Origin of the sequence: Ruminococcus flavefaciens, assembly GCF_900119075.1 — a bacterium.
Taxonomy (GTDB): Bacteria; Bacillota; Clostridia; order Oscillospirales; family Ruminococcaceae; genus Ruminococcus; species Ruminococcus flavefaciens_Q.
In genome coordinates this window covers 518,635-545,195 of the sequence record NZ_FPIP01000001.1, presented here as the reverse complement: position 1 = coordinate 545,195, position 26,561 = coordinate 518,635, and the positions used below count along the sequence as shown (strand labels likewise).

Annotated in this window: 24 protein-coding genes and 1 other RNA gene; 17 read left to right on the top strand and 8 right to left on the bottom strand. The window is 42.7% G+C overall.

The window, feature by feature from the left end; genetic code table 11:
* Positions 1–18 precede the first annotated feature (18 nt).
* From BT105_RS02500 to BT105_RS02490, 3 genes are all read right to left on the bottom strand, one after another.
* Entirely contained in the window at positions 19–1,995 is a 1,977-nt protein-coding gene (locus BT105_RS02500; RefSeq protein ID WP_081367764.1) for a DHH family phosphoesterase, read from the bottom strand.
* A 55-nt stretch (positions 1,996–2,050) separates the two neighbouring features.
* Complete coding sequence (locus BT105_RS02495) at positions 2,051–3,880, bottom strand: ribonuclease J (protein ID WP_143186525.1); 1,830 nt, start codon at positions 3,878–3,880, stop codon at positions 2,051–2,053.
* A gap of 501 nt (positions 3,881–4,381) precedes the next feature.
* Positions 4,382–5,641, bottom strand: a complete 1,260-nt coding sequence (locus BT105_RS02490; protein WP_072299244.1) for an alanine/glycine:cation symporter family protein — start codon at positions 5,639–5,641, stop codon at positions 4,382–4,384.
* Between the two features lie 127 nt (positions 5,642–5,768).
* Here BT105_RS02490 and BT105_RS02485 point away from each other — a divergent pair, with 127 nt between their 5' ends.
* From BT105_RS02485 to rnpB, 3 genes are all read left to right on the top strand, one after another.
* On the top strand, positions 5,769–6,221 hold the full coding sequence (locus tag BT105_RS02485; RefSeq protein WP_072299243.1) for a PH domain-containing protein: 453 nt from the start codon (positions 5,769–5,771) through the stop codon (positions 6,219–6,221).
* Positions 6,211–7,674, top strand: a complete 1,464-nt coding sequence (locus BT105_RS02480; RefSeq protein ID WP_072299242.1) for a PH domain-containing protein — start codon at positions 6,211–6,213, stop codon at positions 7,672–7,674. Before BT105_RS02485 ends, BT105_RS02480 begins: the two co-directional genes overlap by 11 nt.
* Positions 7,675–7,705: 31 nt before the next feature.
* An RNA gene (gene rnpB, locus BT105_RS02475) (RNase P RNA component class A) lies at positions 7,706–8,052 on the top strand.
* A 34-nt stretch (positions 8,053–8,086) separates the two neighbouring features.
* On the opposite strand, the gene BT105_RS02470 is transcribed toward rnpB, so the two are convergent.
* Genes BT105_RS02470 through BT105_RS02460 form a run of 3 tightly spaced genes read right to left on the bottom strand, consistent with a single transcriptional unit; the run spans position 8,087 to position 10,102 of the window.
* Entirely contained in the window at positions 8,087–8,947 is an 861-nt protein-coding gene (locus tag BT105_RS02470) for an AraC family transcriptional regulator (RefSeq protein ID WP_072299241.1), read from the bottom strand.
* Positions 8,948–8,978: 31 nt separating this feature from the next.
* Positions 8,979–9,230 carry a hypothetical protein gene (locus tag BT105_RS02465; RefSeq protein ID WP_072299240.1) on the bottom strand — a complete coding sequence of 84 codons (252 nt, stop codon included), beginning with the start codon at positions 9,228–9,230 and terminating at the stop codon, positions 8,979–8,981.
* Positions 9,231–9,280: 50 nt separating this feature from the next.
* Positions 9,281–10,102 carry a DNA-3-methyladenine glycosylase family protein gene (locus BT105_RS02460; RefSeq protein ID WP_072299239.1) on the bottom strand — a complete coding sequence of 274 codons (822 nt, stop codon included), beginning with the start codon at positions 10,100–10,102 and terminating at the stop codon, positions 9,281–9,283.
* Between the two features lie 103 nt (positions 10,103–10,205).
* Between BT105_RS02460 and BT105_RS02455 the strand changes: the two genes are divergently transcribed.
* From BT105_RS02455 to BT105_RS02435, 5 genes are all read left to right on the top strand, one after another.
* Positions 10,206–11,099, top strand: coding sequence for a TPM domain-containing protein (locus tag BT105_RS02455; RefSeq protein ID WP_072299238.1), 894 nt, complete (start codon positions 10,206–10,208; stop codon positions 11,097–11,099).
* A gap of 20 nt (positions 11,100–11,119) precedes the next feature.
* The gene (locus BT105_RS02450) at positions 11,120–12,985 is read left to right on the top strand and encodes an ABC transporter ATP-binding protein (protein WP_072299237.1); all 1,866 of its coding nucleotides are present in this window, start codon (positions 11,120–11,122) and stop codon (positions 12,983–12,985) included.
* 21 nt (positions 12,986–13,006) lie between these two features.
* Positions 13,007–13,699 (top strand): GTP pyrophosphokinase, encoded by a 693-nt coding sequence (locus BT105_RS02445; protein WP_072299236.1) that lies wholly within the window; start codon positions 13,007–13,009, stop codon positions 13,697–13,699.
* Positions 13,700–14,179: 480 nt separating this feature from the next.
* On the top strand, positions 14,180–14,482 hold the full coding sequence (locus BT105_RS02440) for a hypothetical protein (RefSeq protein ID WP_072299235.1): 303 nt from the start codon (positions 14,180–14,182) through the stop codon (positions 14,480–14,482).
* Between the two features lie 94 nt (positions 14,483–14,576).
* Entirely contained in the window at positions 14,577–14,816 is a 240-nt protein-coding gene (locus BT105_RS02435; protein ID WP_072299234.1) for a YdbC family protein, read from the top strand.
* Positions 14,817–14,846: 30 nt separating this feature from the next.
* Here the strand turns inward: BT105_RS02435 and BT105_RS02430 are convergent, their stop codons facing one another.
* Together BT105_RS02430 and BT105_RS02425 are read right to left on the bottom strand one after the other, a co-directional pair.
* Positions 14,847–15,710 (bottom strand): undecaprenyl-diphosphate phosphatase, encoded by an 864-nt coding sequence (locus BT105_RS02430; RefSeq protein WP_072299233.1) that lies wholly within the window; start codon positions 15,708–15,710, stop codon positions 14,847–14,849.
* Between the two features lie 101 nt (positions 15,711–15,811).
* The gene (locus BT105_RS02425) at positions 15,812–16,423 is read right to left on the bottom strand and encodes a Crp/Fnr family transcriptional regulator (protein WP_278289511.1); all 612 of its coding nucleotides are present in this window, start codon (positions 16,421–16,423) and stop codon (positions 15,812–15,814) included.
* Positions 16,424–16,584: 161 nt separating this feature from the next.
* On the opposite strand from BT105_RS02425, the gene nrdD reads away from it, so the two are divergent.
* The 9 genes from nrdD to BT105_RS02380 all read left to right on the top strand — a co-directional run bounded on the left by nrdD (position 16,585) and on the right by BT105_RS02380 (position 26,556).
* On the top strand, positions 16,585–16,851 hold the full coding sequence (nrdD, locus tag BT105_RS02420) for an anaerobic ribonucleoside-triphosphate reductase (RefSeq protein WP_028515631.1): 267 nt from the start codon (positions 16,585–16,587) through the stop codon (positions 16,849–16,851).
* 70 nt (positions 16,852–16,921) lie between these two features.
* A complete protein-coding gene (locus tag BT105_RS02415; protein ID WP_072299231.1) occupies positions 16,922–17,473 on the top strand; it encodes an NADH peroxidase in 552 nt (183 codons plus the stop codon).
* A 142-nt stretch (positions 17,474–17,615) separates the two neighbouring features.
* On the top strand, positions 17,616–20,384 hold the full coding sequence (locus tag BT105_RS02410) for a glycoside hydrolase family 3 protein (protein ID WP_072299230.1): 2,769 nt from the start codon (positions 17,616–17,618) through the stop codon (positions 20,382–20,384).
* Positions 20,385–20,386: 2 nt separating this feature from the next.
* The gene (locus tag BT105_RS02405; protein WP_072299229.1) at positions 20,387–20,728 is read left to right on the top strand and encodes an arsenate reductase family protein; all 342 of its coding nucleotides are present in this window, start codon (positions 20,387–20,389) and stop codon (positions 20,726–20,728) included.
* A gap of 180 nt (positions 20,729–20,908) precedes the next feature.
* On the top strand, positions 20,909–22,249 hold the full coding sequence (locus BT105_RS02400; protein ID WP_072299228.1) for an SPFH domain-containing protein: 1,341 nt from the start codon (positions 20,909–20,911) through the stop codon (positions 22,247–22,249).
* A 72-nt stretch (positions 22,250–22,321) separates the two neighbouring features.
* Positions 22,322–23,401, top strand: coding sequence for a TFIIB-type zinc ribbon-containing protein (locus BT105_RS02395; RefSeq protein WP_072299227.1), 1,080 nt, complete (start codon positions 22,322–22,324; stop codon positions 23,399–23,401).
* Positions 23,402–23,413: 12 nt separating this feature from the next.
* Positions 23,414–23,878 (top strand): hypothetical protein, encoded by a 465-nt coding sequence (locus tag BT105_RS02390; protein ID WP_072299226.1) that lies wholly within the window; start codon positions 23,414–23,416, stop codon positions 23,876–23,878.
* 130 nt (positions 23,879–24,008) lie between these two features.
* Complete coding sequence (gene glmS / locus BT105_RS02385; protein WP_072299225.1) at positions 24,009–25,847, top strand: glutamine--fructose-6-phosphate transaminase (isomerizing); 1,839 nt, start codon at positions 24,009–24,011, stop codon at positions 25,845–25,847.
* A 67-nt stretch (positions 25,848–25,914) separates the two neighbouring features.
* Positions 25,915–26,556 carry a class I SAM-dependent methyltransferase gene (locus BT105_RS02380; protein ID WP_072299224.1) on the top strand — a complete coding sequence of 214 codons (642 nt, stop codon included), beginning with the start codon at positions 25,915–25,917 and terminating at the stop codon, positions 26,554–26,556.
* Positions 26,557–26,561: the final 5 nt, after the last annotated feature.

The window sequence follows — 26,561 nt, the reverse complement described above, 5'->3', positions numbered from 1 at the left end:
TGGTGATTCCAACCTTTCTTAGTGAGTATTATCCGCATTTTTACGGCATTCGTCTATTGCATATATAAGTGATTTTACAGCGTCCTCAACGGAAGTGCCTTCAAGCTGTGTTGCAGCCATAGTCTGATGACCGCCGCCGCCAAGCTGTTCCATAATTACCTGCACGTTGAGCGCACCGAGAGATCTAGCTGAGATATTGAGGGTGTTTCCTGTTTTGTAGATAACAAATGATGCGTCTACATCAGTTATGCCAAGGAGCTCGTCAGCAGCCTGCGGAGCTACAAGCCGTATATCGTCTGACTTGAAATCAGCGGCGGCGATAGCACAGTTGTTATGTATCTTCGCAGATGCCACAATCTGAGTTTTTCTCCTGTATGAATCGATTGAATTGGAGAACAGAAGCTTTACGGCAACTGTGTCAGCTCCCAGTTTTCTAAGGAAAGCTGCTGCTTCAAATGTTCTGACGCCTGTACGCATAACAAAATTCTTTGTATCAAGCATGATACCTGCAAGGAGAGCGTCAGCGTGACAGTTTCTGAGCTTTTCGTCACCGTCGTAATTGAAGTATTCAAGAAGCTCTGTGACCATTTCCGAAGCTGACGAAGCATACGGCTCATGATGGAAGATAACGGCATTGTCTATGAAGTTGACATTCTTTCTGTGGTGGTCGATAACTACCACATTCTTTGCATTTTCATAGAGGGTTCTGCTCTCAACATAATCCTTGTTATGGGTATCGACGATAATGAGCAGGTCATTCTGAGCGATCATGCCTTCAGCCTCAGAGGGAGTTATGAACAATTCGCCCTCAGTTTCCTCATCAACAATGTCAATAAGGTTAGCGGCAAGGTTCTTAGTCCTGTCAACAGCTATATAAACAGGCTTGCCCACAAGTGAGATAGCTCCTGCAAGACCGCAGGCGGCGCCTACAGAGTCAAGATCGCCGAATCTATGTCCCATAATGAATATCTTGTCGCTGTTCATTATAAGATCCTGAAGAGCGTTAGCGATAATTCGCGTTTTGGAGCGTGAACGCTTCTCGACGCCGTTTGATACGCCTCCGAAGAAGCGGTAGCCGTTGTCAGTCTTTACTACAGCCTGATCGCCGCCGCGTCCGAGAGCCATATCAAGGCACTGACGGGCAAATTTTTCGCTTTCTGCAAGAGAAGTCGCTCCCTGACCTACACCTATGGAGAAAGTGAGGGAATACTTGCCTGATATCTTGATATTTCTTGCTGCGTCAAGTATCTTGAACTTGTTGTCGATTATCTCGTTTACATGATGATTTTCAAGAATTGCAAAGAAAGTATTGGACGAGGTCTTTTTTATAAATCCGTTGGTCTTGCTCATAAAGTTTTCAATGAGCTTTTCCGTCTCAACGGAAGCCTGAGCCTTTTCGCTTTCCTTTGCATTCTGCATGATATCGTCATAATTATCGATATTTATTATAACAACATTAGGACGAGATTCGTCCATTCGCTTCTTGACGGTATAGTAGCTTGTATCGTCGTGGAAATACAGAACAAGGAAGGACATATCGTTCTTGTCGAACTTTTCGGCTGTGACATTATATATCGAGCCGTTCATGGGACATATAGCCGAGCCGTCCTTTAAAAGCATATTCATGTCTATTTTGACGAAGCCCTCAAGCTCAAGTCCGTATACGTCCTGACCGAGACCTATTTTTTCGGCGAATATCTGATTATACCAGACAAATTGTCTGCTTTCGTCGATAACTGCCACAGGAGCGGGGAGCGAATTCATAAATTCAGCGGCGGAGCTTTCAAGGTGCTGATTCATTTTAGAAATGCGCCGCATTGAGTTCTTGGAATATATTATAGTATAGATAACACAAATTAATATAAGTGCGACCACGGATAGTATCAGTGCATTTAGTACTGTGTTTTTGCGGTCTATCAGCAGATACGTCGGGATAAGGACTCCAAGTACCAAAACATGGAGCATCATCAGAACTGCCGGAAATTTCTTTTTCAACTTTAAGCTCCTTTCGGATATGCCTGCCTGAGCGTTAAGACTCAGGCACAGCCTATCATGTTTCCATGATAATAGGCAGTATCATAGGACTGCGCTTAGTTTTCTGGTAAATATAGTCAGAAAGCGCGTCACGAAGCTTGCCTTTAAGTGAATTCCATTCTCTGAGCTCACTTGCGGAGCAGTTAGCAAGGGTATCAGTGAGAAGTCCCTTTGCTTCGTCCATGAGTTCCTCCGATTCGCGGACATAAACAAATCCGCGTGATATGATATCAGGACCTGCAACTATCTCGTTGCTGCTTCTCTCGATACCGATAACGATAATGATGAGACCGTCCTGAGCAAGATGCTTTCTATCACGGAGCACTATTGAACCAACATCGCCTACGCCAAGACCGTCCACGAGAACTCGTCCTGCAGGCACCTGTGAAACGACCTTCATAGTGCTGCCGTCAGTTTCGATGACATTGCCTATTTCAGCGATTATAACATTATCCTTTGGCATTCCGAGCTGGAGCGCAAGGTCTGCGTGTTTTTTCAGGTGCTTGTACTCGCCGTGAACAGGGATAAAGAACTTTGGCTTTGTAAGTGACTGCATGAGTTTAAGCTCTTCCTGACAAGCGTGTCCCGAAACGTGTACCTCGTACATAGCCTCGTAAACTACCTCAGCTCCTGATTTCATAAGCTCGTTTACTACTCTGGTAACAAATTTCTCATTGCCGGGGATAGGAGTTGCAGAGATGATAATGAAGTCCATAGGGGTGATATTGACCTTTTTGTGGTCATTCATAGCCATTCTGGTAAGAGCTGACATCGGCTCGCCCTGACTTCCTGTGGTTATAAGAACTATCTGCTCGCTTGCATAGCGGTTCATCATTTCAATGTCAATGAATATTCCGTCTGGTGCGTCAAGATATCCAAGCTCAATAGCCGTATTTATAACATTAACCATGCTTCTGCCGAATACAGCGACCTTACGGCCATATCTTGCGGCGCAGTTCACTATCTGCTGAACACGGTGTATGTTAGATGAAAAGGTAGCGATGATTATACGCTTGCCCTCGCCCTTCTGGAAAAGCTTGTCGAAGGAGTCTCCGACAGTTCTCTCTGAATGAGTATATCCTGGGCGCTCAGCGTTTGTGGAGTCAGCCATAAGAGCGAGAACACCTCGGCTTCCAAGCTCACCGAAACGTGCAAGGTCAATTATTTTGCCGTCAATAGGGGAGTAATCAACCTTGAAATCGCCTGTATGAACGATTACACCTGCTGGAGTATGGATAGCCATACCTACCGAATCAGGGATAGAGTGGTTCACCTTGATGAACTCAACAGCCATACAGCCCATTTTTACAGTCTTTTTTGGCTCAACGATGTTGAGATTAACCTTTCCGTAGAGTCCCTGTTCCTTGAGCTTGCCCTCGATAAGTCCGATAGTAAGCCTTGTAGCGTAAACAGGAACGTTTATCTTTTTGAGCAGATAAGCAAGTCCGCCGATATGGTCCTCATGACCGTGGGTGATAACGATACCTCTTACCTTTTCCTTGTTGCGCTCAACATAGGTAAAATCGGGGATAACAATATCGACGCCCGGCATATCAGCGTCAGGGAAGGCAAGTCCGCAGTCGAGAATGAACATATCGTTTGAGCACTCGAATACGGTCATGTTCTTGCCGATCTCGTTAAGTCCACCGAGAGGGATTATCTTTACGGGAGTCTTTTTTACTTCCTTGGGCTGTCTTGTTCTCGTCCTTGTCTTTGCGGGAGCAGAGGTATCAGCCTTTACAGCAGTATCCTTTGCAGGCTTTTCCTTTGGAGAAGTTCTTCTTCTGTATGTCCTCTTAGGAGCCGCAGACTTCTTTGCGTTGTTTTTTTCTTTTTCGTTCACTATATGACCTCACTTTCAAAAATAGGGAAGACTTTCACATGAACGGTGTGAAGGTCTGTATGATATGTAAAAAAGCTCCGGAATATTACATTGTGTAAAAATTAATCAATATTAACATAAATGTAAAATACAATGTTATCATCAAAATAGCGATAAAAATACTGACCACATCAAGCAGGCAAACGTACAAGCTCTTTGAATTTGAGCCAAACCTGTTGGTATATGTGACCTGATAACATTATTATCCCGAAGCTGTTGACCGTATATCGCCTTGCGGTCTTATATCTTAATGACGATTTTTCGCCATAAAAGCCTTAAAAAAATCATTTTGGCATAATTTGCCAAGCATAACTATTCAACTATAATTATACATAATCAGATGACGGCTGTCAAGAGTAAAAGTGTGACTAATACAACATTATGCAAAATCAATAAATTTTTACTGAGAGTTGAATTTATTGTATAGTGAAATATGTCATTCGATATCAAAAGGTCACATTCTATTTATTGGCGCAGGAGCGTACTTTTATTCGCGTCTGACGTTTTTCTCAGGAGGAGAAGCGCCAGAAGGTTCGGGAAAGCCATTAATCCGTTAAAAATGTCGGATATAGTCCATATGCTTTCAGCCTTGAATATTGCTCCGAGTGAAGCAGTCAAAGAGAAAACAAAAGCGAATATGGCAGTTTTTCTGCTTTTGAAAAGATATTTAAAAGCAGTTTCACCGCAGTAATACCAGCCTATAACGGTGCACAATGCAAAAACAGACATTATCACTGCGAGAAAAAAATCGGTTTTTGATCCAATTACTCGGAAAAAGGCTGTTCTGACAGTATTGTCATCTGAAGCGCATAGAATAACTGCGGCTGTCAGTGTACAACAGAGCATTGTGTCAATAAAGACCTCAAGCATACTGCTCATGCCCTGTATAACGCCGCAGTTAGCACTTTCGGAGGTGCTGTGAAGTATAGGGGAGCTTCCCAGACCTGCTTCATTTGAAAAAACACCCCTGCGTATGCCTGCTGAAACAGCTTTTGATAGCGTATAGCCTGATATTCCTCCTGCGGCTTGCCTTATGCCGAAAGCTTCGCTAAAGATTTGAGATAAAACAGAAGGCAGTCTGACGCTGTATTTAGCTATCACGACAATGCAAAGTACTGTATAAAGCACTGTTGCAAATGGCAGAAGAAGCTGTGCGGCAGAGCCGATCCGCTTTGCTCCGCCGCTGATTATTGCCAATATAATGGCGAAAAGTGTTACAGATAGAAAAAATTCAGGTATTTCACTGCAATTTCTCACACTTTCCGAAAGAGCGTTTATCTGGACCATTCCTCCCATGCCCAAGCAGGCAAGAATACAGCAAAGTGCAAAAAAAGCAGCTAAACGCTTACTACCAAGTCCTTTTTCTATGTAAGCCATAGTTCCGCGAATGTTTTTGTCAGTAAATTCTGCGGAAATACTGTTTTCAGCGTATACAGTAGCCATTCCGAAAAAGGCTGAAACCCACATCCAGAAAACAGCTCCTGCACCGCCTATCGATATTGCAGAAGCTACGCCCGTGATATTTCCAGTTCCCATTGCAGTCCCCAGAGACATACAAATCGTGCGGAACTGACCTTTATGTCTTCTATTTTTCAAGCTTTTTATAAAATAGGGGAACATCTTGAACTGTATAAAACGGAGTTTTAACGTATATATTATTCCTGTTGTCAGAAGAAGAGAAATGAGAAAGCCGCCCCATACGAGAGAATTGATCTTTTCCAGCATATCACCTTATACTCCTTGCAAAGTTTACAATTTGTTTTTAATTTTTGTTTTACAATAAATTGTATTTGTGATATAATAAAGAGAAACCATTGAGAAAACTTGATCTTAATGCGAGAGGGGGCTGAGAATGAAGCAGTATGTACCTGACAGGCACTGTCTGTCAACGTTGAGGATTTTAATAACCGCAGCAGTCGTTATTATCATTTTTGCGGCTAAATATTTTATTCTCGTAGATAAAATAGTATTTATCATAATGATCTCAGCCGTTTCCATTGGCTGTTTTGAAATGTTCATTCATCTCCCTCTGTATTTTTCTTCCATAAAATACACTGCCACTGAAACGGAAGTTATGAAAAGCAGCGGCGTTTTTATTAAAGTACATCAATCTGTACGTTATTCCTCTATCCAGTATACAACAATCATTAGCAGCCCTTTTTCTCAGTATACGGGATTCAATTTCATAATATTCTTCGTTTACGGCGGACAGCTTAGACTGCTTTTCCTTAAACAATCCGATGCCAAGGAGATAATAAAGCTTTCGGGCAGCATAAGTGTAAAGGGGGACAGGTATGTACCATGAACACCCTCTGAAAATACTGAAATACTCGGCAAAGAACATATGGCTCCTTATTTTTCCTTTGCTTCGCGGAGTCTACACCTATCATTTTGATAAAAACTGGCTCTACAGCTGGGTAAAGGGCGCATGGTTCGACATAGCTGTTCTTGGAGCTATCATTATATTTGGTTTTGTGCGCTGGTTCTTTTCGCGAATTGATTTCACACAGCAGGAACTTGTACATCGTGACGGAGTATTCGTTCGTGTAAACACCTATATACCGTTTAAGAACGTAAGCTCCGTTACCATTGAAAGACCTTTTTATATGGCTCCTTTCAGAGCTATGCGGTTCAGGTGTGATACCCGTGCAGGCATATTCAAGACCGTGGACTTAAAGCTTCTTGTGAGCAAAAAAACACGAAATGCCATAATGAAGTATATGCCCGATATAAATGAAAACGAAAAGATAAACGGCATACCGCAGCCTACATCGCTTTCGGTATTGCTTTTTTCAGTTTTCTTTTCCAGCGGTTTTTCGGGAACTATCTACCTTGCTACATTCTTCTTCAAGGGCGGAGATATAGCCTATGATATCATCAGCCGTTCCTTGAATATTTTGACCACAGAGACAGCAAAGCTTACTGAAAAGCTGGTATTAAAGATACCTACAGCGGCAATTTTTGTAGGTGTATTCTTTATCGCCTCGTGGTTTTTGTCTTTTCTTGTAAATCTTTTCAGATACGGCAGGTTCAGCATTGACTGTGATAAGAACTGCATGAAAGTTGCCTACGGTATCTTCGACAGAAAGGAATACAGGATAAAGAATTCTCATATAAATTATACAGACCTTCGCCAGAATCTGATAATGAAGCTGTTCAAGGCGGTTGCGGTCAACATAAGCTGTGCAGGCTATGGTTCTTCAAAGAACAGACTTCCCGTGCTTCTGCCTGTCAAGCTGGAAAAGCGGCTTGGCAGCAATTTGCAGGTCATCGGCATTTACAGCGGCATAAAGAACGATTACAGCGCTCAGCCGGCAGGTATCGGTTCATACCTGCTTATCCCGCTTGTTGTGGCTTCGCTGATAATACCCTCCCACGACTGGCTTGCAAAGCTGTTTCCGCGCTTTTCGGAGCTGTCTTTCTTCGTGGCTGTCATGCTTGAGATACCTGCGGTATGGTTCATAATCGTGAAGTTTGTAGCGCTTCTTACAAGCGGAGTCGCCCTTTACGACGACAAAATAATGATACGCTGTTCCGCCTGGACTCGTTTCCATACTGTGGTTTCAGAGCGTGAAAAGATAGTCAAGATAGAGCTTGAACAGAATCTTTTGCAGGCAATGAGCGGCAGATGTGCCATGAGCATATGGTTCGAGGGCGAGGAGCACAGACGCTTCAAGATAAAGGCTATGAAAGCTGCTGATGTAAGAAAAATAGCCGATTTGCTCGGCTATAAGCTTGGTGAAAAGGTTGAAACTTGACTTTTTCGCAAAAAAATGGTATTATATCAAATGAGCAGACTATGCGGTAGCGGAAACGTTTTAGTTTACGAGGAAAGTCCGAGCATCATAGAGCAGGGTAGCTGCTAACGGCAGCCGAGGGCGACCTTAGGGCAAGTGCAACAGAGATATACTGCCGTCTTTATGGCGGTGATGGTGGAAAGGCGAGGTAAGAGCTCACCAGAGTACTGGAGACAGTACTGCTATGTAAACCCTATCCGATGCAACGTCTATTGGTGCCTGTTATCTTAACGTCGGCTCGGCGGATAACAGGTAATGACGGCTTGAGCTTACCGGCGACGGTAAGCGTAGATAAATTACCGCACACGACAGAACTCGGCTTATCGGTCTGGTCATAAAAAAGAGAGCTTATGCTCTCTTTTTTGTTATATATTCAGTCTCGCCACATCTTTCTGTAAGAAAAACAGGTGAGATTTTCGGATTTTTTGAATTGTCTTGCAAAATAGCTCTGGTCGTTGAAGCCGCAAAGATGAGCTATTTCTTCAACGGATTTATCCGAAAAGCGCAGAAGCTTCTTTCCGTAGTTGATACGTGCAGTTATTATATGCTGGAAGATAGTTTTTCCGTAGATATGCTTATATTCTCTGGTAAGATAGTATTTGCTTATGTAAAACTCCGATGAAAGCTTTTCAAGTGAGATATCCTCGGTGAAATGGTCTTCTATGTAGCTGTTTACAGCGGCAAGCTTCTGTTTTAACGCGGAATCGTATTGCTGCTCACTGTTATTGACTGTCAGGGAAATAGTAAGCAGGTCAACGATATATTTTGATGTATAAATCTCTGCATTAGGCTCGTTTTCCTCGTAAAGCCCGATTATTTTGCCTATATCCGAAACTATCTTATCAAAAAAAGGCGGTCTGAACGTATATTTTGAATTTGAAGCAAAGAAGTCATAGTACTGCTGAGAAGTACTGCCATTAAAGTGTATCCACATCAGCTCCCACGGCTCGGATTCCGAGCTTTTATAGGAATGCGGATCGCGGCAGTCAACGAAAAAACAATCTCCTTTGACAAGAGAGATCGTTTCATCACCGACAGTAAGTTCGCCCCGTCCGCTGACAACAGCACCAATAAGGAAGAGGTCAAGTTCGCGGCGATGTACGGCATAAGCGTCCTCTTTCATGGTACAGCCTGCCTCCTGTATATAGAAAAAAGCGCTTTTAGCGGCAGGAGTCGGCGTGGATATTATTCTTTTTGAAAGCTTGTTTCTGAATTTCTTTTCATGATGTTCCATACTCGGACTCCTTTACTTGAAGATGTTTAAATCATCCCATTAATAATAATATCAGCAGGCATAAAGCTATGATCAGGGAAGAAATGATATACTTTCTTATCCGTCCGCCTTTTCCTGTTTTTTTATCAGGGAGCAGTCTGTTAAGAAGTCTTTCAGCCTCATTTCGTCTGACAGCTTCAGGAAAAACAGTGACGTTTGGTCTGACATACAAAACTGCCTTCTCAAAATAGATACTGTCGGGATTATTTATCTCGATTATACTCTTATTAACGCCTTTAACCATAGAATCTCCTCAATATTGATTTATTGGGAGTATTGACGGCTTTCGACGATTTATTCGCCCTGTTTGGCAATGCTTCTTATGTAATGGAAAAGGTACTGCTGAGCAATACCGCCTTTTTCTCTGGCAAATTCAGGGAATCCATTGGGGTAGTACTGCGCAAGAACTCGCTTGATCCATACATCGATCGGAAAGGCTTCTGTTCTGTACATTCCGAAAAGAAGCACACATTCTGCGACCTTTGGTCCGACCCCCTTTATCTGTTTCAGAGCGGTACGTGCCTCGTCTATAGGCATGATTGCTATTTTATCAAGGGATATTTCACTGCATGAAGTTTTGCTTGCGGCGTCTAAGATGTATTTTGCACGGAAGCCGCTTCTGAGATATGCAAGGCTTTCTTCGGTTTCACAGCATAACTGCTTGGACTCAGGAAATTTACCGTGATAATGTTCGCATAGACGGTCGATTATTCCTTTTATTCTCGGGATATTATTATTCTGGGAAATAATAAAGGAAATAAGGCACTCCCAGCTGTCCTGTCTCAACAAGCGTATGCCCTGAGCGAATTTGCAGGCTTTTGAAAGTGTTTCGTCTTCAGAGAAACAGCGCTTCAGTTCAGAATAATCTGTCTCAAAGTCGAAATATCTTATCCATTTTGAGACAAAATCGTTTTCAGATGTGTTGTGAAAAATGAAATTGCCCTTGCTTTCCTGAGATATCATAAGCTTATCATTTATAAAAAAGCCCTCATATGTGCATTCATAGTCCGACGATATCTTTTTCCAGCGGAAAGCCTGTCCGCAGTCAAGAGTTTCATCGAGGTCAAGATCTGGCTCATGTACGATAATATCTCTGCCTTGTACGCGATAATCCATATTACAACTCCTTTTTTTGAAATTTGTTGAACGGTTGTACTTGATTTTTCTATTAAATTATACTAAAATATAATAGTAATTACAAGAGTAAGGAATGATTTTTTTGAAAAAATTTTTATCCGCAGCAGTTTTTGCGGCTGCTATCGGACTTACAATATGCAGCTGCTCGAAAAAGAGCAGTACAACTTATTACGTGCCAAAAAGCAAAGTTGAAACAACAAGTCAGCCCTTTACAGAGCGTGAGGTAAGAGCGGCTGAGGGAACTTATGTATTTGATAAGGCAGGTATATTGAGTCCCGAGGCTGTAAAAGCCTGCAATGACTACGCAGGCTGGCTTTATAGTGAAAAGCTTATAAATGCGGCAGTTCTGACTGTAAATGACCTGGGGGATAAATCTCCCTACGATTATGCTGCTGATGCATTTGCCGATATTTATGAAGCAAAGGGCAGCGGTCTGATAATTCTTATCAATAACGCCACAAATGAAGATATTGTCTTCAAAACAGGTAACTGTTTTACCAATATAAGCGATAAGGAGCAGGAAAACGCTGTTTACTGGGCTACAAAGGAATTTATGAGCGGAGATTACCGAAAGGGTATCATGCGTCTTTTGCAGCTGGGCGAGCTTTGTCCTGCTCATGTAGCGGATAATGTTCAGCTTTTTGAGTATGAACAGTCCAAAACTCTGGAAAAGGCACTTGCTTCATGCAAGGAGGATATAACGCTTTTAGCTTCAAAGAATAACTCGTCTACTCCTAACGAAGAGATATTAAAGACGTATTATAAACGCAAATACATAGACAGAGACGGAATTATGCTGATGATAGATACCAAAAGCAAAAAGATATTAGCTTATTCCGATAAAAAGCTGCCGAAGGCGCTTGATACAGCGCTTAAAGAAGCAAACGAGCTTACTGCAAAAGAAGACTATTACGGCGCTGTAAACAAGATAGTTGAAGCAATGGACGGAAAAGCAGCTTCAGATAAAAAGGAATAATTTTTAAGGAGTTGATACTTATGCCTCCTGTTGGCGGACCGCGCGGAATGGGCTATCTTACCGAAGAAGAAAAGAAGAACCGCCCGAAAGTTACCAAAGAGCTGCTGAAGAGGATATTTTCATATTTAAAGCCTTATTGGAAACAAATGCTGTTAGTTCTTGCAGCTATAATCATTTCGTCTACACTTACCCTTCTTCCTTCTGTGCTCACAGGCAAGATAATCGACGAGGGACTTATCGGCAGAAGTTTAAAGAAGCTTATATTCTTTATTGTTATGTCTCTTGCGGTAACTCTCGGAGCAAATCTCATAGGTGTGCTGGAAAGCTATATGAACACATGGATAGCTCAGCATATAACCTATGATATGCGAAACAAGATGTACGCCCACTTGCAGAAGATGTCCCAGAGATTCTTCACAACCAATAATCAGGGCGATATCATAACACGAATGACCAGTGATATATCGGGAGTTCAGCAGATAATCACCAATACGCTTACAAGCATCCTGTCAAACTCCATAACTCTTATCGTTGCAATGATAGTTATGTTTCGACAGAACTGGATACTTGCAATAGTCGGCATACTTGTGGTACCTCTTTTTGCAATTCCTACAAGAAGTGCAGGAAAGACTCGCTGGTCCATAACCAAGGAGTCTCAGGCTTGCAGTGACGAGATAAACGGCATACTCAATGAAACAATGTCTGTCAGCGGTCAGCTTCTTGTAAAGCTTTTTGGCATGGAAAAGGCCGAATATGAGAAATATGAGAACGTCAACCGCAAGATGATAAAGCTGAATATCCGCGAGGGTATGGCAGGACGCTGGTTCAGAGTTGCACTTACGACTTTTTCAAGCATTGGTCCTATGCTTATTTATCTTGCAGGCGGTATTCTGATGATGAAATACGATTCAGACCTTACTGTGGGCGATATCACTGTCCTTGTAGCACTTCTCGGAAGAATGTACGGTCCTGTGAATCAGCTTCTTAACATACAGGTTGACTGGATACGCTCTATGGCTATGTTTACAAGAATTTTCGAGTATTTCGATATGCCTGTTGAGATTGAGAACGCTCCTGATGCTGTAACTCCTGACAAAGAGCCTGAAGGTGAGGTGGAGTTCAAAAATGTGGGCTTCTATTACGATAAGGAGCGTCAGATACTCAGTGATATCAATTTTACCCTTGAAAGCGGAAAGTGCATAGCTGTTGTAGGACCGTCGGGCTCAGGAAAGAGCACTCTTGTAAATCTTATCCCAAGACTTTACGATGTCACGGCAGGAAGTGTTCTGTTCGACGGAATCGACGTGCGAAAGCTTGACCTTGCGTACCTGCGCAGTCATATAGGAATAGTAAGTCAGGAAACATATCTGTTTAACGGAACTATCCGTGAAAATCTGCTTTATGCAAAGCCTGATGCAACAGAGCAGGAGCTTATCGAAGCCTGCAAGCAGGCAAATATCTACGAATTTATCGGAAAGCAGGAAAAAGGTCTGGATACCGTAGTGGGAAACCGAGGACTGAAGCTCTCGGGCGGTGAAAAACAGCGTATTTCCATAGCTCGTGTGCTGCTTAAGGATCCTGCACTTATGATATTTGACGAGGCTACATCTGCACTTGACTCTATCTCGGAGCAGAAGATACAGGACGCTATAGAGCCGCTTATATCTTCAAGAACAAGTATTCTCATAGCGCACAGACTCTCGACTATTCTTGCCGCAGATGAGATACTTGTCATAAAAGATGGCGTAATATCAGAAAGAGGCACTCACAGTGAGCTTGTTAATAAAGGCGGCGTTTACTCTGAGCTTTATAAGACACAGTTCAGCAAAGCCGAAAACGGTAATGAGCGCTTTGAATATACCGAGGGTGAGGATCACACAGCCTAAAGACAGAAAGGAAGGATACATATGAGCGAAACGGACTTCATTATAGAAGCATTTGACAATCTTCCGGCACTTAACGACAACAGCGAATCTATGAAAGAGATGTTTTCTCATGTTTTCTATGATTTTTTGCAGTTACAGCACCTTTATGACTCGGCTATCGAGGTTGTAAGGACTCACCTTAACATACTTGATAACGAATTCAGCGTGAAATTCCAGCGTAATCCTATCCATAATATTGAAAGCAGACTGAAATCTCCTCAATCTATAATAGGGAAGCTTCAGAAAAAGGGGCTTCCTATTTCTACCGACGCTGCAAGGAAGAATCTTCTTGACCTTGCGGGTATCCGCGTGACGTGCTATTATATATCGGATATTTATGCTATAGTTGAAATGCTGAGCAGGCGCGATGATTTTACAGTCATAAAGCGTAAGGATTATATAAAAAATCCCAAGCCAAGCGGCTACAGGAGCTATCATATGATACTGAATGTACCTGTTTATCTGTCAACTCATAAGGAATACGCTCCCGTTGAGATACAGATAAGGACTATTGCTATGGATTTCTGGGCAAGTCTGGAGCATCAGCTAAAATACAAGACGTCTTCCGAGATTACTCCCGAGATATCTGAGGAACTTCGGGAATGTGCCGAGCGGATTGCGCAGACAGACATACAAATGCAGAGAATTTATATGCAGATAAATGATATGGAATAGTAAAAAGCTTGCCTTAAATGTGATACTTATATAGCAGGTCATACTTTTTATCGGAGGAAACCTTTCTGAAGAAAGGCTTTCCCCCGCCCCCCTTTCCAAAGACTTTTTAGCTGATTTTTTCTCAATAGGGCTCGCCCAAAATAAAAAAGCCCTGTAATAATACAGAGCGAGCCCTATTTGAGAAAAAATAAAACTGAAAGTTTTAGGGAGAGAGTTTGAGAGTGACTCCCCGCAGTGCGGGGAGATGTCACGCAGTGACAGAGGGGACGTCCTCCGTCAGAGGGCCCCTTTTTCAAAAGGGGTTCTCGCAATAATAAGCATAAAACTTTTATATGAGTTTCACATCTATGGGCGAGTTTTTTCGTCAAAATGCCGCTTAATGCTTTCTGTTTTACAAAAAAACACCCGTTCACAATGCGCTTTGTCGATGTTATAATAGTATTGTCTTATGACGGAACAGAAAACGAAAGGAGCATAAATATGTTCGGGATAGTAAAAAGAGTAACACATGAGGTACGTGACAAGACCGTATATATGGAGATTTTCGGTGATAATAAAGTAGCGTACAGAGTTCTCAGCGGCAGGCTTTTCATGTACGGCGATGAATTTATTACATACGGAATAGAGGTGATCGACAGAAAAAGCGGTGAAAAGGAAAGTATTCCTGATTTTTCACGAAATATAGAGGACGCTGTAGCTTTTGCAGAGGCTCTGATATCCGAAAGATGCCGCCCGAGACAGCTTTACACAAAGGCACTTGATTTCCTGAGAGTATCTATTTGAATTTTTTTCTCCGTGGCTGTTGCTTTTTATTATGTTTTATGTTATAATACTAAATTGAATGGTAAACAGCCAAATTTTGAAAGGAGAACTGACAATGGCAGAGCTTAAATATGAAATTACAGAAAAGATAGGCGTTCTTTCCGAAAACGCAAAGGGATGGACAAAGGAGCTTAACATGGTAAGCTGGAATGAGCATGAGCCTAAATATGATATACGCGAGTGGGCACCTGATCATTCAAGAATGGGCAAGGGCGTTACTCTTACAGCCGATGAGCTTGCAGAGCTCAAGGAACTTCTTGCAGGTATCGATCTTGATTCATTTGACGAAGCATAATAAAAAGGCAGCTCATTGAGCTGCCTTTTATCATTTAATAAGCGCTTTTGCACCAAAATAAATAAGTACAAGTGCACCGAGTATTATTCGATACCAGCCGAACACCTTGAAATCATGCTTTTTGATGTAATCCATAAGGAATTTGATGACAAATAATGATACAAGGAATGAAACTACACAGCCAACAAGAAGAACAGCAAGTTCGCTTCCTGTGAAATCAAAGCCGAATTTTACAAGCTTGAGCAGGCTTGCACCGAACATAACAGGAATTGCAAGATAGAATGTGAATTCAGCGGCAACTGTACGTGAAATGCCGATAAGCAGGGCGCCTACTATAGTCGCTCCGGAACGTGATGTTCCCGGGAAAATAGCTGCGATAAGCTGAAAACCTCCGATTATCAAAGCCGCAGTAAAAGTAAGCTCAGAGATAGTTTTTATCTTTGGTTCTTTGCCTTTGTTCCAGTTTTCAACAACGATAAATGCGATACCGAATACGATAAGGGCAACTGCAACAGTCCACGGATTGTAGAAATGCTCGTCTATCCAGTCGTCGCAAAAAAGTCCGACACCAGCAGCAGGTATGCAGGCCGCAAGCACCTTGAACCACATTTCAAATATATCCTTCTTTATCATCTGACCGAAAGGTGACTTGTTTAACGGGTGAGCATTGTTTTTCTTTCCGAATGGCCAAAGCTTTTTCCAAAATATAACGACAACAGCCATTATTGCTCCGAACTGAATGACAACATCGAACATTTCCTTGAAGTCCTCGGATTTATCGAGGTTCAGGAATTCGCTTACAAGAATAAGGTGTCCCGTACTGCTTATAGGCAGCCATTCCGTGATTCCTTCGACGATACCGAGAATGATTGTTTTGATTATCTCCCAAATCATAGTTTGTTTTGTTCCTTTCAATTAAAAATCAACATTTATTAGTTTATCACTTCAATAGCGAAAAGTCAACATATATTTTCTGATGTGACGAAATTGTTATTTTAAATGTCGCGGTCAGGAGAATGCTGTAATTTGAATTTGCGCTTTGAAATTGTAAGTACGCCTGCTTTTTTCAGCCTTGATATCTCGCGCTGTAATGCGCTTCTGTTGACGCAGAGATAGTCCGAAAGGGCAGTAGTTGAAAAAGGTATCTGCGGTGCTTTTCCTTTCGGAGTTTTTTCTTCGATTATACTTAGACAGCTTATAAGCTTATCCTCAATACTGCGCTGGCTGAGGACTTCGATGCGTTCATTCAGCGATATTGCCTTTTCCGACATCAGTTCAAGGAGATTCTCAACTACTCGCGAATGACACTGACAAGCGTTTTCGCATCTTTTTGTGATCTCGGAACGCCTTACGAACATGACCTCGCAATCAGTTTCGGCAGCTATTTCGATTCCGCTTCGCTGAGAGGCGGTAAAAGTAAAATATACGCCGAAAACGCTTTGCTCTCCGAGAGATTCCATAATAGAGCGTACTCCGTTCGCGTCGTACCTGACCATAACAGCAGTACCGTTCAGTACTATGCCAAGCTTGTCGGGATTATCGGAATAATCCATGATTCGGCTTCCTGATTTGAATTTTCTGATATCCGCGTTAAAACAGCTTATCATACGGTGGCAGTCATCCCGTTCAATACCTTTAAATAATACGTTATCTTCTGGTAACATAAAAAACTCTCCTGATGTTGCATATGCAACAGATTTTTGATTCCTTTTATGATACAATATATTCAGACAAATGTCAATACTATGTTTATGGAGGTCAAAATATTATGAAAATCAATGTAATTGGCGAACAGCTCTCACAGGACGAGATAAACGCCTATATCGACTATGGCAAGAAGAAGTACAGCGACAGAGAGATTCTTGGCATGACAGTTAAGACCGACGGTGAATACGTTGATCTCCGCTACGATTTTGCACAGGATGTGCCGTTTGACAGAATAAGAAGGATCACAGGCTATCTCGTAGGTACACTCGACCGTTTCAACAACGGCAAGCGCGCAGAGGAGCGTGACAGAGTAAAGCATTCCGTTTAAAATGTCCATATCGCAAGGCTTTCAGCTTAGCTCGGACTAAAAATAATTCAAAACAATGGAGGTAATTATTATGAAAACTTATGTATGTCCAGTTTGCGGATACGTTCACGAAGGAAACGAACCACCAGAAAAATGTCCACAGTGCGGTGTTCCTGGTTCTAAGTTCATCGAAAAGGAAACAGGCGACAAGCTTGTATTTGCCTGCGAGCATGAGCTCGGTGTTGCAAAAGCTGTAACAGACCAGGAGATACTTGACGGACTCAGAGCTAATTTCAGTGGAGAGTGCACAGAGGTTGGTATGTATCTTGCAATGGCAAGAGTAGCTTACAGAGAGGGCTATCCCGAGATAGGCGCTTACTGGGAGAAGGCTGCATACGAGGAGGCTGAGCACGCTGCTAAGTTTGCAGAGCTTCTTGGAGAGGTCGTTTCTGCTTCAACAAAGGAAAACCTCGAAAAGAGAGTTGCAGCTGAGCACGGCGCTACAGAGGGCAAGCTGAAGCTTGCAAAGAAAGCTAAGGAGCTTAATCTTGACGCTATTCACGACACAGTTCATGAAATGGCAAAGGACGAAGCACGTCACGGCAAGGCTTTTGAAGGACTTCTCAAGAGATACTTCGGTTAATGATACATAAAAAGCGAGGCGAATGCCTCGCTTTTTTTATAAAAATGAATTTTTTGTATAATTTTAACTAAAGCCCTTGCAATGGCAACATTAATTTGATATAATGTATTCATAATATTTTTTCACAGTGAGGTGCACAGCTATGAAAAGAACTCTCGATTGGAACAAATATCTTGAAAAAGCCGCAGAAACAGTTGCAGAGGGCATTGTTATGCTGAAAAATGATAACAATGCGCTGCCTCTTGATACAAGTAAAACCGTTTCTGTTTTCGGACGTATACAGTTACATTATTATAAAAGTGGAACAGGCTCGGGCGGAATGGTAAACGTTTCAAAGGTCACGGGCATTGTTGACGGACTTGTTGATGCAGGCGTAAAAATAAACGAAAAGCTGTTTGACATATATCGTCAGTGGGACGAGGAAAATCCCTTTGATCAGGGTGACGGCTGGGGCGGAGAGCCTTGGAACCAAAAGGAAATGCCGCTTGATGAGAGCGTTGTGGAAGAAGCCGCTTCTTTAAGCGATACAGCCATTGTTATAATAGGCAGAACAGCAGGCGAAGAACAGGACGCTCGCCTTGAAGAGGGTTCATATTTGCTTACTTCAACAGAGCTTGATATGCTCAAAAAGGTGAGAAAACACTTCAAAAAGGTCGTTGTACTGCTCAATGTCGGCGGACTTATAGACCTTGAACAGATACTCGAATGCTCTCCCGATTCATTATTATATGTATGGCAGGGCGGTATGACAGGCGGTACAGGCACAGCGGCTGTTCTGACAGGTAAGGTCAGCCCGTCAGGCAAGCTCCCTGATACTATCGCTTATAAAATATCAGATTATCCCTCGGACAAGTATTTTGGCGACAAGAACAAGGCTGTTTATAAAGAAGACATCTTCGTTGGCTATCGTTGGTTCGAGACATTTGCAAAGGATAAAGTGCTTTATCCTTTCGGTTTCGGATTATCTTACACTACATTTGATATTGAGCTGACTGATGTCAAAAATACAGAAAACGAAACCATAATTAGTGTTATTGTTACAAATACAGGAAAATTCAAGGGCAAAGAGGTAGTTCAGGTCTACTGTGAAGCACCTCAGGGAAGACTTGGCAAACCGCAAATGGTACTTTGTGCCTTTGAAAAAACACGTGAGCTTGCTCCTTTCGAAGCTCATTCTATGGAGATAAGGGTAAAACACAACGACCTTGCTTCATATGACGATTCAGATGGCAAAAATTGCTGGATTCTTGAAAAGGGAAAGTATATCTTTCATATTGGAAACAGCGTAAGAAACTGTACGTTGCAATGCTCTTATGAGATCGAAAACGATAAAATCATTGAACAGTGCTCTCAGGCTCTTGCACCTCATGCTGAATTTGACAGGATCAGGGCTGTTTCCTCAGCTAACGGTGTTTCATACGTCATGGAAAAGGCTCCTCTCAGTAAAATTAACGAGGAAAAGTGCAGACTTGACAATCTGCCTGCTGAGATAGCTTACACAGGCGATAAGGGTATCAAGCTTGCCGATGTCAAGAACGGAAAGTACACTATGGAGGAGTTTGTGGCTCAGCTTTCCGATCACGACCTGTCGTGTATAATTCGTGGCGAGGGCATGGGAAGTCCTCGTGTTACAGCAGGTACAGCCTCGGCATTCGGCGGAGTTTCAGACGCTCTTGTTAAATTCGGGGTCCCTGCAGGCTGCTGCTCAGACGGACCGTCGGGCATGAGACTTGACTGCGGAACAAAGGCGTTCAGTCTGCCCAATGGTACTCTTATAGCTTCAACATTCAATCGTAAGCTTGTGGAAGAGCTTTTTGAGTTCATGGGAACTGAGATGATAGCTAATAAAGTAGATTGTCTCCTTGGTCCAGGAATGAACATACACCGTCACCCGCTTAACGGCAGAAACTTCGAGTATTTCTCGGAAGATCCGTTCCTTACGGGACACATGGCTTCTGCCGAACTGAATGGACTTCACAAGATAGGCGTTACAGGAACAATAAAGCACTTCTGCGCAAATAATCAGGAGACTAATCGTCATTTCCTCGATTCTATAGTCTCCGAAAGAGCATTGCGCGAAATATACCTTAAAAGCTTTGAAATTGCTGTTAAGGTCGGCAAAGCAAAAACAATAATGACAACATACGGTTCTATAAACGGTTTATGGACAGCAGGCAGCTTTGACCTAAACACAACGATTCTTCGTGACGAATGGGGCTTCAAGGGCTTTACCATGACAGATTGGTGGGCTAATGTAAACTTCCGCGGTCATGAGCCTAAACGTAACTACTATGTTCCAATGGCAAGAGCTCAGAATGACGTTTATATGGTTTGTTCCGACAGCTCCTGTATTGACGAGGATATTGAAGCCGCACTTAAGGACGGAACACTCACAAGAGCAGAGCTTCAGCGAAACGCTATGAATATCCTTGGATTTATCATTGATACTCACGCTATGAAGCGTATCATGGGCGAAGAAGACACGGTTGAAATAATAAACCGAAGTGAAGGTGACGATGCTTCCGACGAGCCTGTAGTATTCTACGAAATCGAAGATAACTTCAAGCTTGATCTTTCAGGCGTTAAAAGTGAAAAAGGAAAGAATCATTCATTTGCACTTATTATAAGTAAACAGGGCTGGTATGATGTTACTATTACAGCTTCATCAACTCAGAGTCCGCTGGCACAGATACCTGTTACTATCTTTGCTATGGGTACAGCAAGCGGAACTCTTACATGGAACGGAACAGACGGAAAGCCCGTTGCATTGAACTGTGAAATACCGTTTTTCTCACGCTTTACAGCTATACGGCTTTATTTTGCTCAGAACGGACTCGACCTGCACAGCATAGAGTTCAGGCTTGTCCGTGAGGCTGATGATATGGATCTTGCTTTTGCGGAGGATAATTGACAATGAATATACAGATTTTCGGAACAAAAAAGTGCTTTGACAGTAAAAAAGCTGAGCGTTACTTCAAGGAAAGAGGAGTAAAGTATCAGTTTATCGACATGAAGGAAAAAGGCATGAGCCGCGGCGAGTTCAATAATGTCAAGCAGGCTGTAGGCGGAACAGATAAGCTTATAAACACCGAACACAAGGATAAGGACTTACTGGCACTTTTACAATATCTTTCCGACGAGGACAAAGAGGAGAAGATTCTTGAAAACCCACAGATAATTCGTACTCCTGTAGTTAGAAACGGCAAAAAAGCTACTATAGGTTATTGTCCTGATATCTGGAAGGAATGGGATTAATATAGTTAAAAAATAAAAATATATTGAAATCCGTAAAAAATTGCTAAAAGGTAGTGCAATTTTTCTTAAAATATGTTATAATTACATCATGTTGGTTTGGACACTAACAGGATAATGACGGAAAACAGCTATTTTCCGCGAAATATTTATAGGGATTATTTCCCGAAAGGAGCTATAATTATGGGTCTTATCAAAGCAGGTCTCGTAGCAGCAAGTCAAACACTGGCTGATACATGGCTGGAATTCTTCGTTTGTGAATCGATTCCGAGCGACGTTCTTGTCGTAAGAGGAAAGAAGCAGCTTGGCAAACATTCTTCCAACACAAAGGGAAATGATAATGTTATTTCAGACGGAAGCGGTATCGTTGTACACGAAGGTCAGGCTATGATCATGGTTGATCAGGGCGTAGTAACTGAAATTGCTACCGAGCCGGGCGTTTACAAGTACGAAACAGGCACTTCTCCAAGCATCTTCTCAAGCAGCTTCGGTGCAGGTCTCAAGGAAACTTTCAAGGAAATGTGGGATCGTATCAAGCACGGCGGTACAGCTGCTAAGGATCAGAGAATTTATTACTTCAACATGAAGGAGCTTGTTGACAATAAGTTCGGTACACAGAATCCTGTTCCTTTCAGAATGACATATCCCGATCTCGGCAGAAGCTTTACAGTAGGCGTTCGCTGCAACGGTATCTATTCTTACAGAATAGCTGATCCTGTAGTTTTCTACGTAAATGTATGCGGCAACGTTACTGACAGATACACACGTGCAGAGCTTGACAACCAGCTCAGAGGCGAGTTTGTTGATGCTCTCCAGCCTGCATTTGCTGCTATTTCAGCAACAGGTATCAGATATGATGAGCTTCCCGGCAAGCAGAACGAGGTAAAGCAGGCATTCGAGACACAGGTAAATCCTGTATGGATTGAAAAGAGAGGTCTTAAGATCTGGTCTGTAAGCATTCTCTCTGCTACAGTAAGCGACGCTGACATGAAACGTATTCAGGAATTCGAAGACAGAGCTTGGAACCGCGATCCAGGCAATGCTGCTGCTACTCTTGTTGAAGCACAGGCACAGGCTATGCAGAATGCTGCAAGCAATCCGAACGGTGCTGCAATGGGACTCTTTGGTATGGGAATGGCTCAGCAGGCTGGCGGAATGAACGCTCAGAGCTTATTTGGCATGGCTCAGCAGAATCAGGCACAGCAGGCTCCTCAGGCACCTGTTGGCGGCGGCGCTCCCGCAGCTGATTCATGGAAGTGTGAGTGCGGCGAGACAAATACAGGCAAGTTCTGTGCAAGCTGCGGCAAGCCAAAGCCTGTAGTTCTTACTCCAGACGGCTGGACCTGCGACTGTGGTTCCGTAAACAAGGGCAGATTCTGCTCTAACTGCGGAAAGAAGAAGCCGGAGGGCGCACCGCTTTATAAGTGCGATAAGTGCGGCTGGGAGCCCGAGGATCCTAAGAATCCTCCTAAGTTCTGCCCGGAGTGCGGCGATCCTTTCACTGATGATGATATTGTAAAGTAATTTCTCCATAACGGGCGGACCTTTGCGTCCGCCCGTTTTTAATGATACATTTTGATATGAGAGGTGAACAAAATGCCGAATGTTATGGAGTACAAGTGCCCTGCCTGCGGCGGTAAACTTGAATTTGACAGTAATTCCCAGAAGATGAAGTGCCCTTTTTGCGATTCCGAGTTTGAAGTTGAGTCGTTAAAGGAATATGATAATATTCTTGAAAACTCCAAAGAGGACGATATGTCATGGGATACGGCAGGGAATGATTGGAAGGACGGAGAAACGGAGGGAATGCGCGTTTATACCTGCAAATCCTGCGGCGGTGAGATAATCACAGACTCAACGACTTCTGCTGCTACCTGTCCTTACTGTGATAATCCGGTAGTAATGAGCGGTAATTTCTCGGGAATACTCAAGCCTGACTGTATAATTCCTTTTAAATTCGATAAAAACGCTGCCAAAAATGCTCTTAACAAGCATATTGAGGGCAGAAAGCTTCTCCCAAAGGTCTTCAAGGATCAGAATCATATCGACGAGATAAAGGGCGTTTATGTTCCTGTGTGGCTTTTTGACGCCGAAGCTGACGCCCGGATGATATATAAAGCCGAAAAGATACGCCGCAGAAGCGATAATAACTTCAATTACGTTGAAAGAAGCTTTTATTCCGTAAGACGAGAGGGAGCAGTGGTTTTTGAAAACGTTCCCGTTGACGGTTCAAAGAAAATGGCAGACGAGCTTATGGAATCCATTGAGCCGTTTGACGCAAATGGTGCTGTTGCTTTTCAGACTGCATATCTGTCAGGCTATCTTGCTGATAAATACGATGTTTCTGCGGAAGAAAGTATTGAACGTGCCAATCAGCGCATAAAGAATACAACAGAGCAGCTTTTTGCAAGTACAGTTCAGGGATACGACACATTCAACAAGGAAAACGGCAATATTTCCCTGAAAGGCGGTAAAGCTAAGTATGCACTGTATCCTGTATGGCTTTTAAACACAACATGGAACGGTAATAAATACACCTTTGCAATGAACGGGCAGACAGGAAAATTTGTCGGAGACCTGCCTGTTGATTCGGGAGCGGCATTTAAATGGTTTATTGGCATATCGGCTGTTGCAACAGCAGTTTGCTTTGGCTTATCTATGCTTCTCGGACTTTAAGGAGATGAGAAAATGAAATTAAAAAGATTTGCATCTGCTGCTGCCACGATCCTGCTTATGTTCTGTGCAGCAGGTACGTTTAGTGAAAGTCTTCCTTATGCCGATATGTCGCTTTGTGCTACAGCTGATTATGATTTTGAGTTTATAGACGAAGATGACGCCGAAGATATAGTCAATGCTTACGCAGATGAGTATGACGAAGAAGATACTCAGGAGGAAAGAACAGCTGTAAGGCAGTTCAATCCAGTTCGTTCATTTTTTATCAGTCTTATTATAGGACTTTTGATAGGTCTTGTGGCGGTTTCTATTATGAAGTCAAGCATGAAATCAGTGCATAAGAAGGCAGGCGCAACGGATTATCGCAAACAGGACAGCTTTAAGCTTTCGGTCAAGACAGACGAGCATCTTGGTACCAAAGTCGAGAAAACTCCCATTGCAAGAGCCGCTTCACCGCAGAATCTCTCTGTAAAGAAATAGAATTGACCGCAATATTTGAGTTGACAAAACGACTTGTTTGTTATATAATAAATATACTGTGGTGTTTTTCAATATAATTTATTGATATACAAGTAATTATTAAATAATATACATTGGAGGAAATTGAATTATGTGCGGAATCGTTGGCTTTACAGGAAGCGCTCAGGCAGCACCTATTCTGCTTGACGGACTTTCAAAGCTGGAATACAGAGGATACGACTCAGCCGGTATCGCTGTTCGTGACGGCGAAAAGGAAACAGAAGTAGTCAAGGCTAAGGGCAAGCTTAAAGTTCTTAAGGAAATGACAAATAACGGCGACGCTGTTAAAGGCGACTGCGGTATTGGTCATACACGCTGGGCAACTCACGGTGAGCCGTCTGCTCTTAATGCGCACCCACACAGCAGTGATGACGAGAATGTTATCGCTGTTCACAATGGTATCATCGAGAATTATCAGGAGCTCAAGGAAAAGCTTGTAAAGAGCGGTTACTCCTTCAATTCTCAGACTGATACAGAAGTCGCTGTAAAGCTTATCGACTATTACTTCAAGAAGTACGGTCTTGGTCCTGTTGACTCTATCGCACGTGCAATGATAAGAATCAGAGGTTCTTACGCATTATGTGTAATGTTCAAGGATTATCCGGGCGAGATATACACAGCACGTAAGGACAGCCCGATGATAATCGGTATCGCAAACGGCGAGACATATGTTGCATCTGATGTTCCCGCTATTCTTAAGTATACAAGAAACGTTTACTACATTGGCAACATGGAGATCGCCAAGCTTGAAAAGGGCGCTGTAACTTTCTTCAATATTGACCGTGAAGAGATAACAAAGCCTCTCACAGAGATAAAGTGGGACGCTGAAGCTGCTGAAAAGGGCGGATTCGAGCACTTCATGCTCAAGGAGATACATGAGCAGCCAAAGGTTGTACGCGATACTATCAATTCAGTTATCAAGGACGGCAAGATTGATTTCTCTGATGTTGGACTTACTGATGAGGAAATGCAGAAGGTAAGCCAGATATACATTGTTGCCTGCGGAAGTGCTTATCACGTTGGTATGGCAGTTCAGTATGTTATCGAGGATTTCACTTCTATCCCTGTAAGAGTTGAGCTTGCTTCTGAGTTCAGATACAGAAAGATGACTCTTGTTAAGGACAGCCTTGTTATCGTTATCAGCCAGTCAGGCGAGACTGCTGACAGCCTTGCTGCTCTCAGAGAAGCAAAGGCTAAGGGGATAATGACACTTGGTATCGTTAATGTTGTTGGTTCTTCAATTGCTCGTGAAGCTGACAACGTATTCTATACACTCGCTGGTCCTGAGATCTCGGTTGCTACAACCAAGGCATACAGCACACAGCTTATCGCAGGATATCTTCTTGCTCTTCGCTTTGCAGTTGCACGCGGAGAAATGACAGAGGAGAAGTGTGAGGAGCTTCTTAAAGAGCTTTACACTATTCCAGATAAAATCGAAAAAATACTCGAGGATAAGGAGCGTATCCAGTGGTACGCAAACAAGCTTGCAAGCGCTAAGGACGCATTCTTCATCGGTCGTGGTATCGATTACGCCATTGGTCTTGAGGGCAGCCTTAAGATGAAGGAGATCAGCTATATTCACTCCGAGGCATATGCAGCAGGAGAGCTCAAGCACGGTCCTATCAGTCTTATCGAAGAAGGAGTTCCTGTAATTGGTGTACTTACCCAGCAGGATCTTTACGAAAAGACAGTAAGCAATATGGTCGAGGTAAAGAGCCGCGGTGCTTCACTTATGGGACTTACAACATATGGCAATTACAGCATGGAGGATCTTGCTGACTTTACAGTATATATCCCACAGACCGACTGCCATTTTGCAGGAAGCCTCTCTGTTATCCCGTTACAGCTCCTTGGATACTATGTATCCGTTGCAAAGGGCTATGATGTTGATAAGCCGAGAAACCTTGCAAAGAGCGTTACAGTAGAATAATAACAATAAAAGGCTGTCGTTTTACGTCAGCCTTTTTAGGTTGAAGATATATACAAAGGTGATTTAAATGAGCGAACAAAAAATATCGATCACCGAATTGGGTGATCCGAGAAAACCTCACGGCGAAGCAGGAGCTGAAATGCTGTCAGGAATGAACGAACATCATTCTCCTGTGACAGACTGGTCGTTGGAATTCTTTGAGTTCAGGGATGAAGATAAAGTACTGGATATAGGCTGCGGCGGTGGCGAAACTATCAGAAAAATATCCCAAAAGCTGAAAAATGGAAGAATTTACGGTGCTGATTATTCTGAGCTTTCAGTAAAGCTTTCGACACAGCATAATGTAAACGACGTTAAATGTGGAAAAGTCAGCGTTGTCGAAGCATCAGTTGAGAATCTGCCATTTGAGGATAATTTCTTTGATAAGATAATTACCGTGGAGAGTTTTTATTTCTGGCCTGATCCACAGGAAAATTTAAAGGAAGTATACCGTGTTCTTGCGAAAGGCGGCAGATTTCTTATTGTTGCCGATATTAACGGCGACGCAGAGCTTGACGAAACTGATATCGAAGGCATACAGAAATATCAGCTTTTTAATCCAACTCTTGCAGAATTCCGTACTCTCCTTGAAAAAGCAGGCTTTACAGATGTAAAGATCAACACTCTTGACGGAAAGAAATGGGTTTGTGCTGAGGGAAACAAATTATAATTGCT

Bases quoted from the DNA above. Each gene is read 5' to 3' on its own strand.
- BT105_RS02490 (WP_072299244.1), bottom strand. From the start codon at position 5,641: ATGCTGGAAAAGATCAATTCTCTCGTATGGGGCGGCTTTCTCATTTCT.
- BT105_RS02485 (WP_072299243.1), top strand. From the start codon at position 5,769: ATGAAGCAGTATGTACCTGACAGGCACTGTCTGTCAACGTTGAGGATT.
- BT105_RS02480 (WP_072299242.1), top strand. From the start codon at position 6,211: ATGTACCATGAACACCCTCTGAAAATACTGAAATACTCGGCAAAGAAC.
- BT105_RS02470 (WP_072299241.1), bottom strand. From the start codon at position 8,947: ATGGAACATCATGAAAAGAAATTCAGAAACAAGCTTTCAAAAAGAATA.
- BT105_RS02465 (WP_072299240.1), bottom strand. From the start codon at position 9,230: ATGGTTAAAGGCGTTAATAAGAGTATAATCGAGATAAATAATCCCGAC.
- BT105_RS02460 (WP_072299239.1), bottom strand. From the start codon at position 10,102: ATGGATTATCGCGTACAAGGCAGAGATATTATCGTACATGAGCCAGAT.
- BT105_RS02450 (WP_072299237.1), top strand. From the start codon at position 11,120: ATGCCTCCTGTTGGCGGACCGCGCGGAATGGGCTATCTTACCGAAGAA.
- BT105_RS02445 (WP_072299236.1), top strand. From the start codon at position 13,007: ATGAGCGAAACGGACTTCATTATAGAAGCATTTGACAATCTTCCGGCA.
- BT105_RS02440 (WP_072299235.1), top strand. From the start codon at position 14,180: ATGTTCGGGATAGTAAAAAGAGTAACACATGAGGTACGTGACAAGACC.
- BT105_RS02435 (WP_072299234.1), top strand. From the start codon at position 14,577: ATGGCAGAGCTTAAATATGAAATTACAGAAAAGATAGGCGTTCTTTCC.
- BT105_RS02430 (WP_072299233.1), bottom strand. From the start codon at position 15,710: ATGATTTGGGAGATAATCAAAACAATCATTCTCGGTATCGTCGAAGGA.
- BT105_RS02425 (WP_278289511.1), bottom strand. From the start codon at position 16,423: ATGATAAGCTGTTTTAACGCGGATATCAGAAAATTCAAATCAGGAAGC.
- nrdD (WP_028515631.1), top strand. From the start codon at position 16,585: ATGAAAATCAATGTAATTGGCGAACAGCTCTCACAGGACGAGATAAAC.
- BT105_RS02415 (WP_072299231.1), top strand. From the start codon at position 16,922: ATGAAAACTTATGTATGTCCAGTTTGCGGATACGTTCACGAAGGAAAC.
- BT105_RS02410 (WP_072299230.1), top strand. From the start codon at position 17,616: ATGAAAAGAACTCTCGATTGGAACAAATATCTTGAAAAAGCCGCAGAA.
- BT105_RS02405 (WP_072299229.1), top strand. From the start codon at position 20,387: ATGAATATACAGATTTTCGGAACAAAAAAGTGCTTTGACAGTAAAAAA.
- BT105_RS02400 (WP_072299228.1), top strand. From the start codon at position 20,909: ATGGGTCTTATCAAAGCAGGTCTCGTAGCAGCAAGTCAAACACTGGCT.
- BT105_RS02395 (WP_072299227.1), top strand. From the start codon at position 22,322: ATGCCGAATGTTATGGAGTACAAGTGCCCTGCCTGCGGCGGTAAACTT.
- BT105_RS02390 (WP_072299226.1), top strand. From the start codon at position 23,414: ATGAAATTAAAAAGATTTGCATCTGCTGCTGCCACGATCCTGCTTATG.
- glmS (WP_072299225.1), top strand. From the start codon at position 24,009: ATGTGCGGAATCGTTGGCTTTACAGGAAGCGCTCAGGCAGCACCTATT.
- BT105_RS02380 (WP_072299224.1), top strand. From the start codon at position 25,915: ATGAGCGAACAAAAAATATCGATCACCGAATTGGGTGATCCGAGAAAA.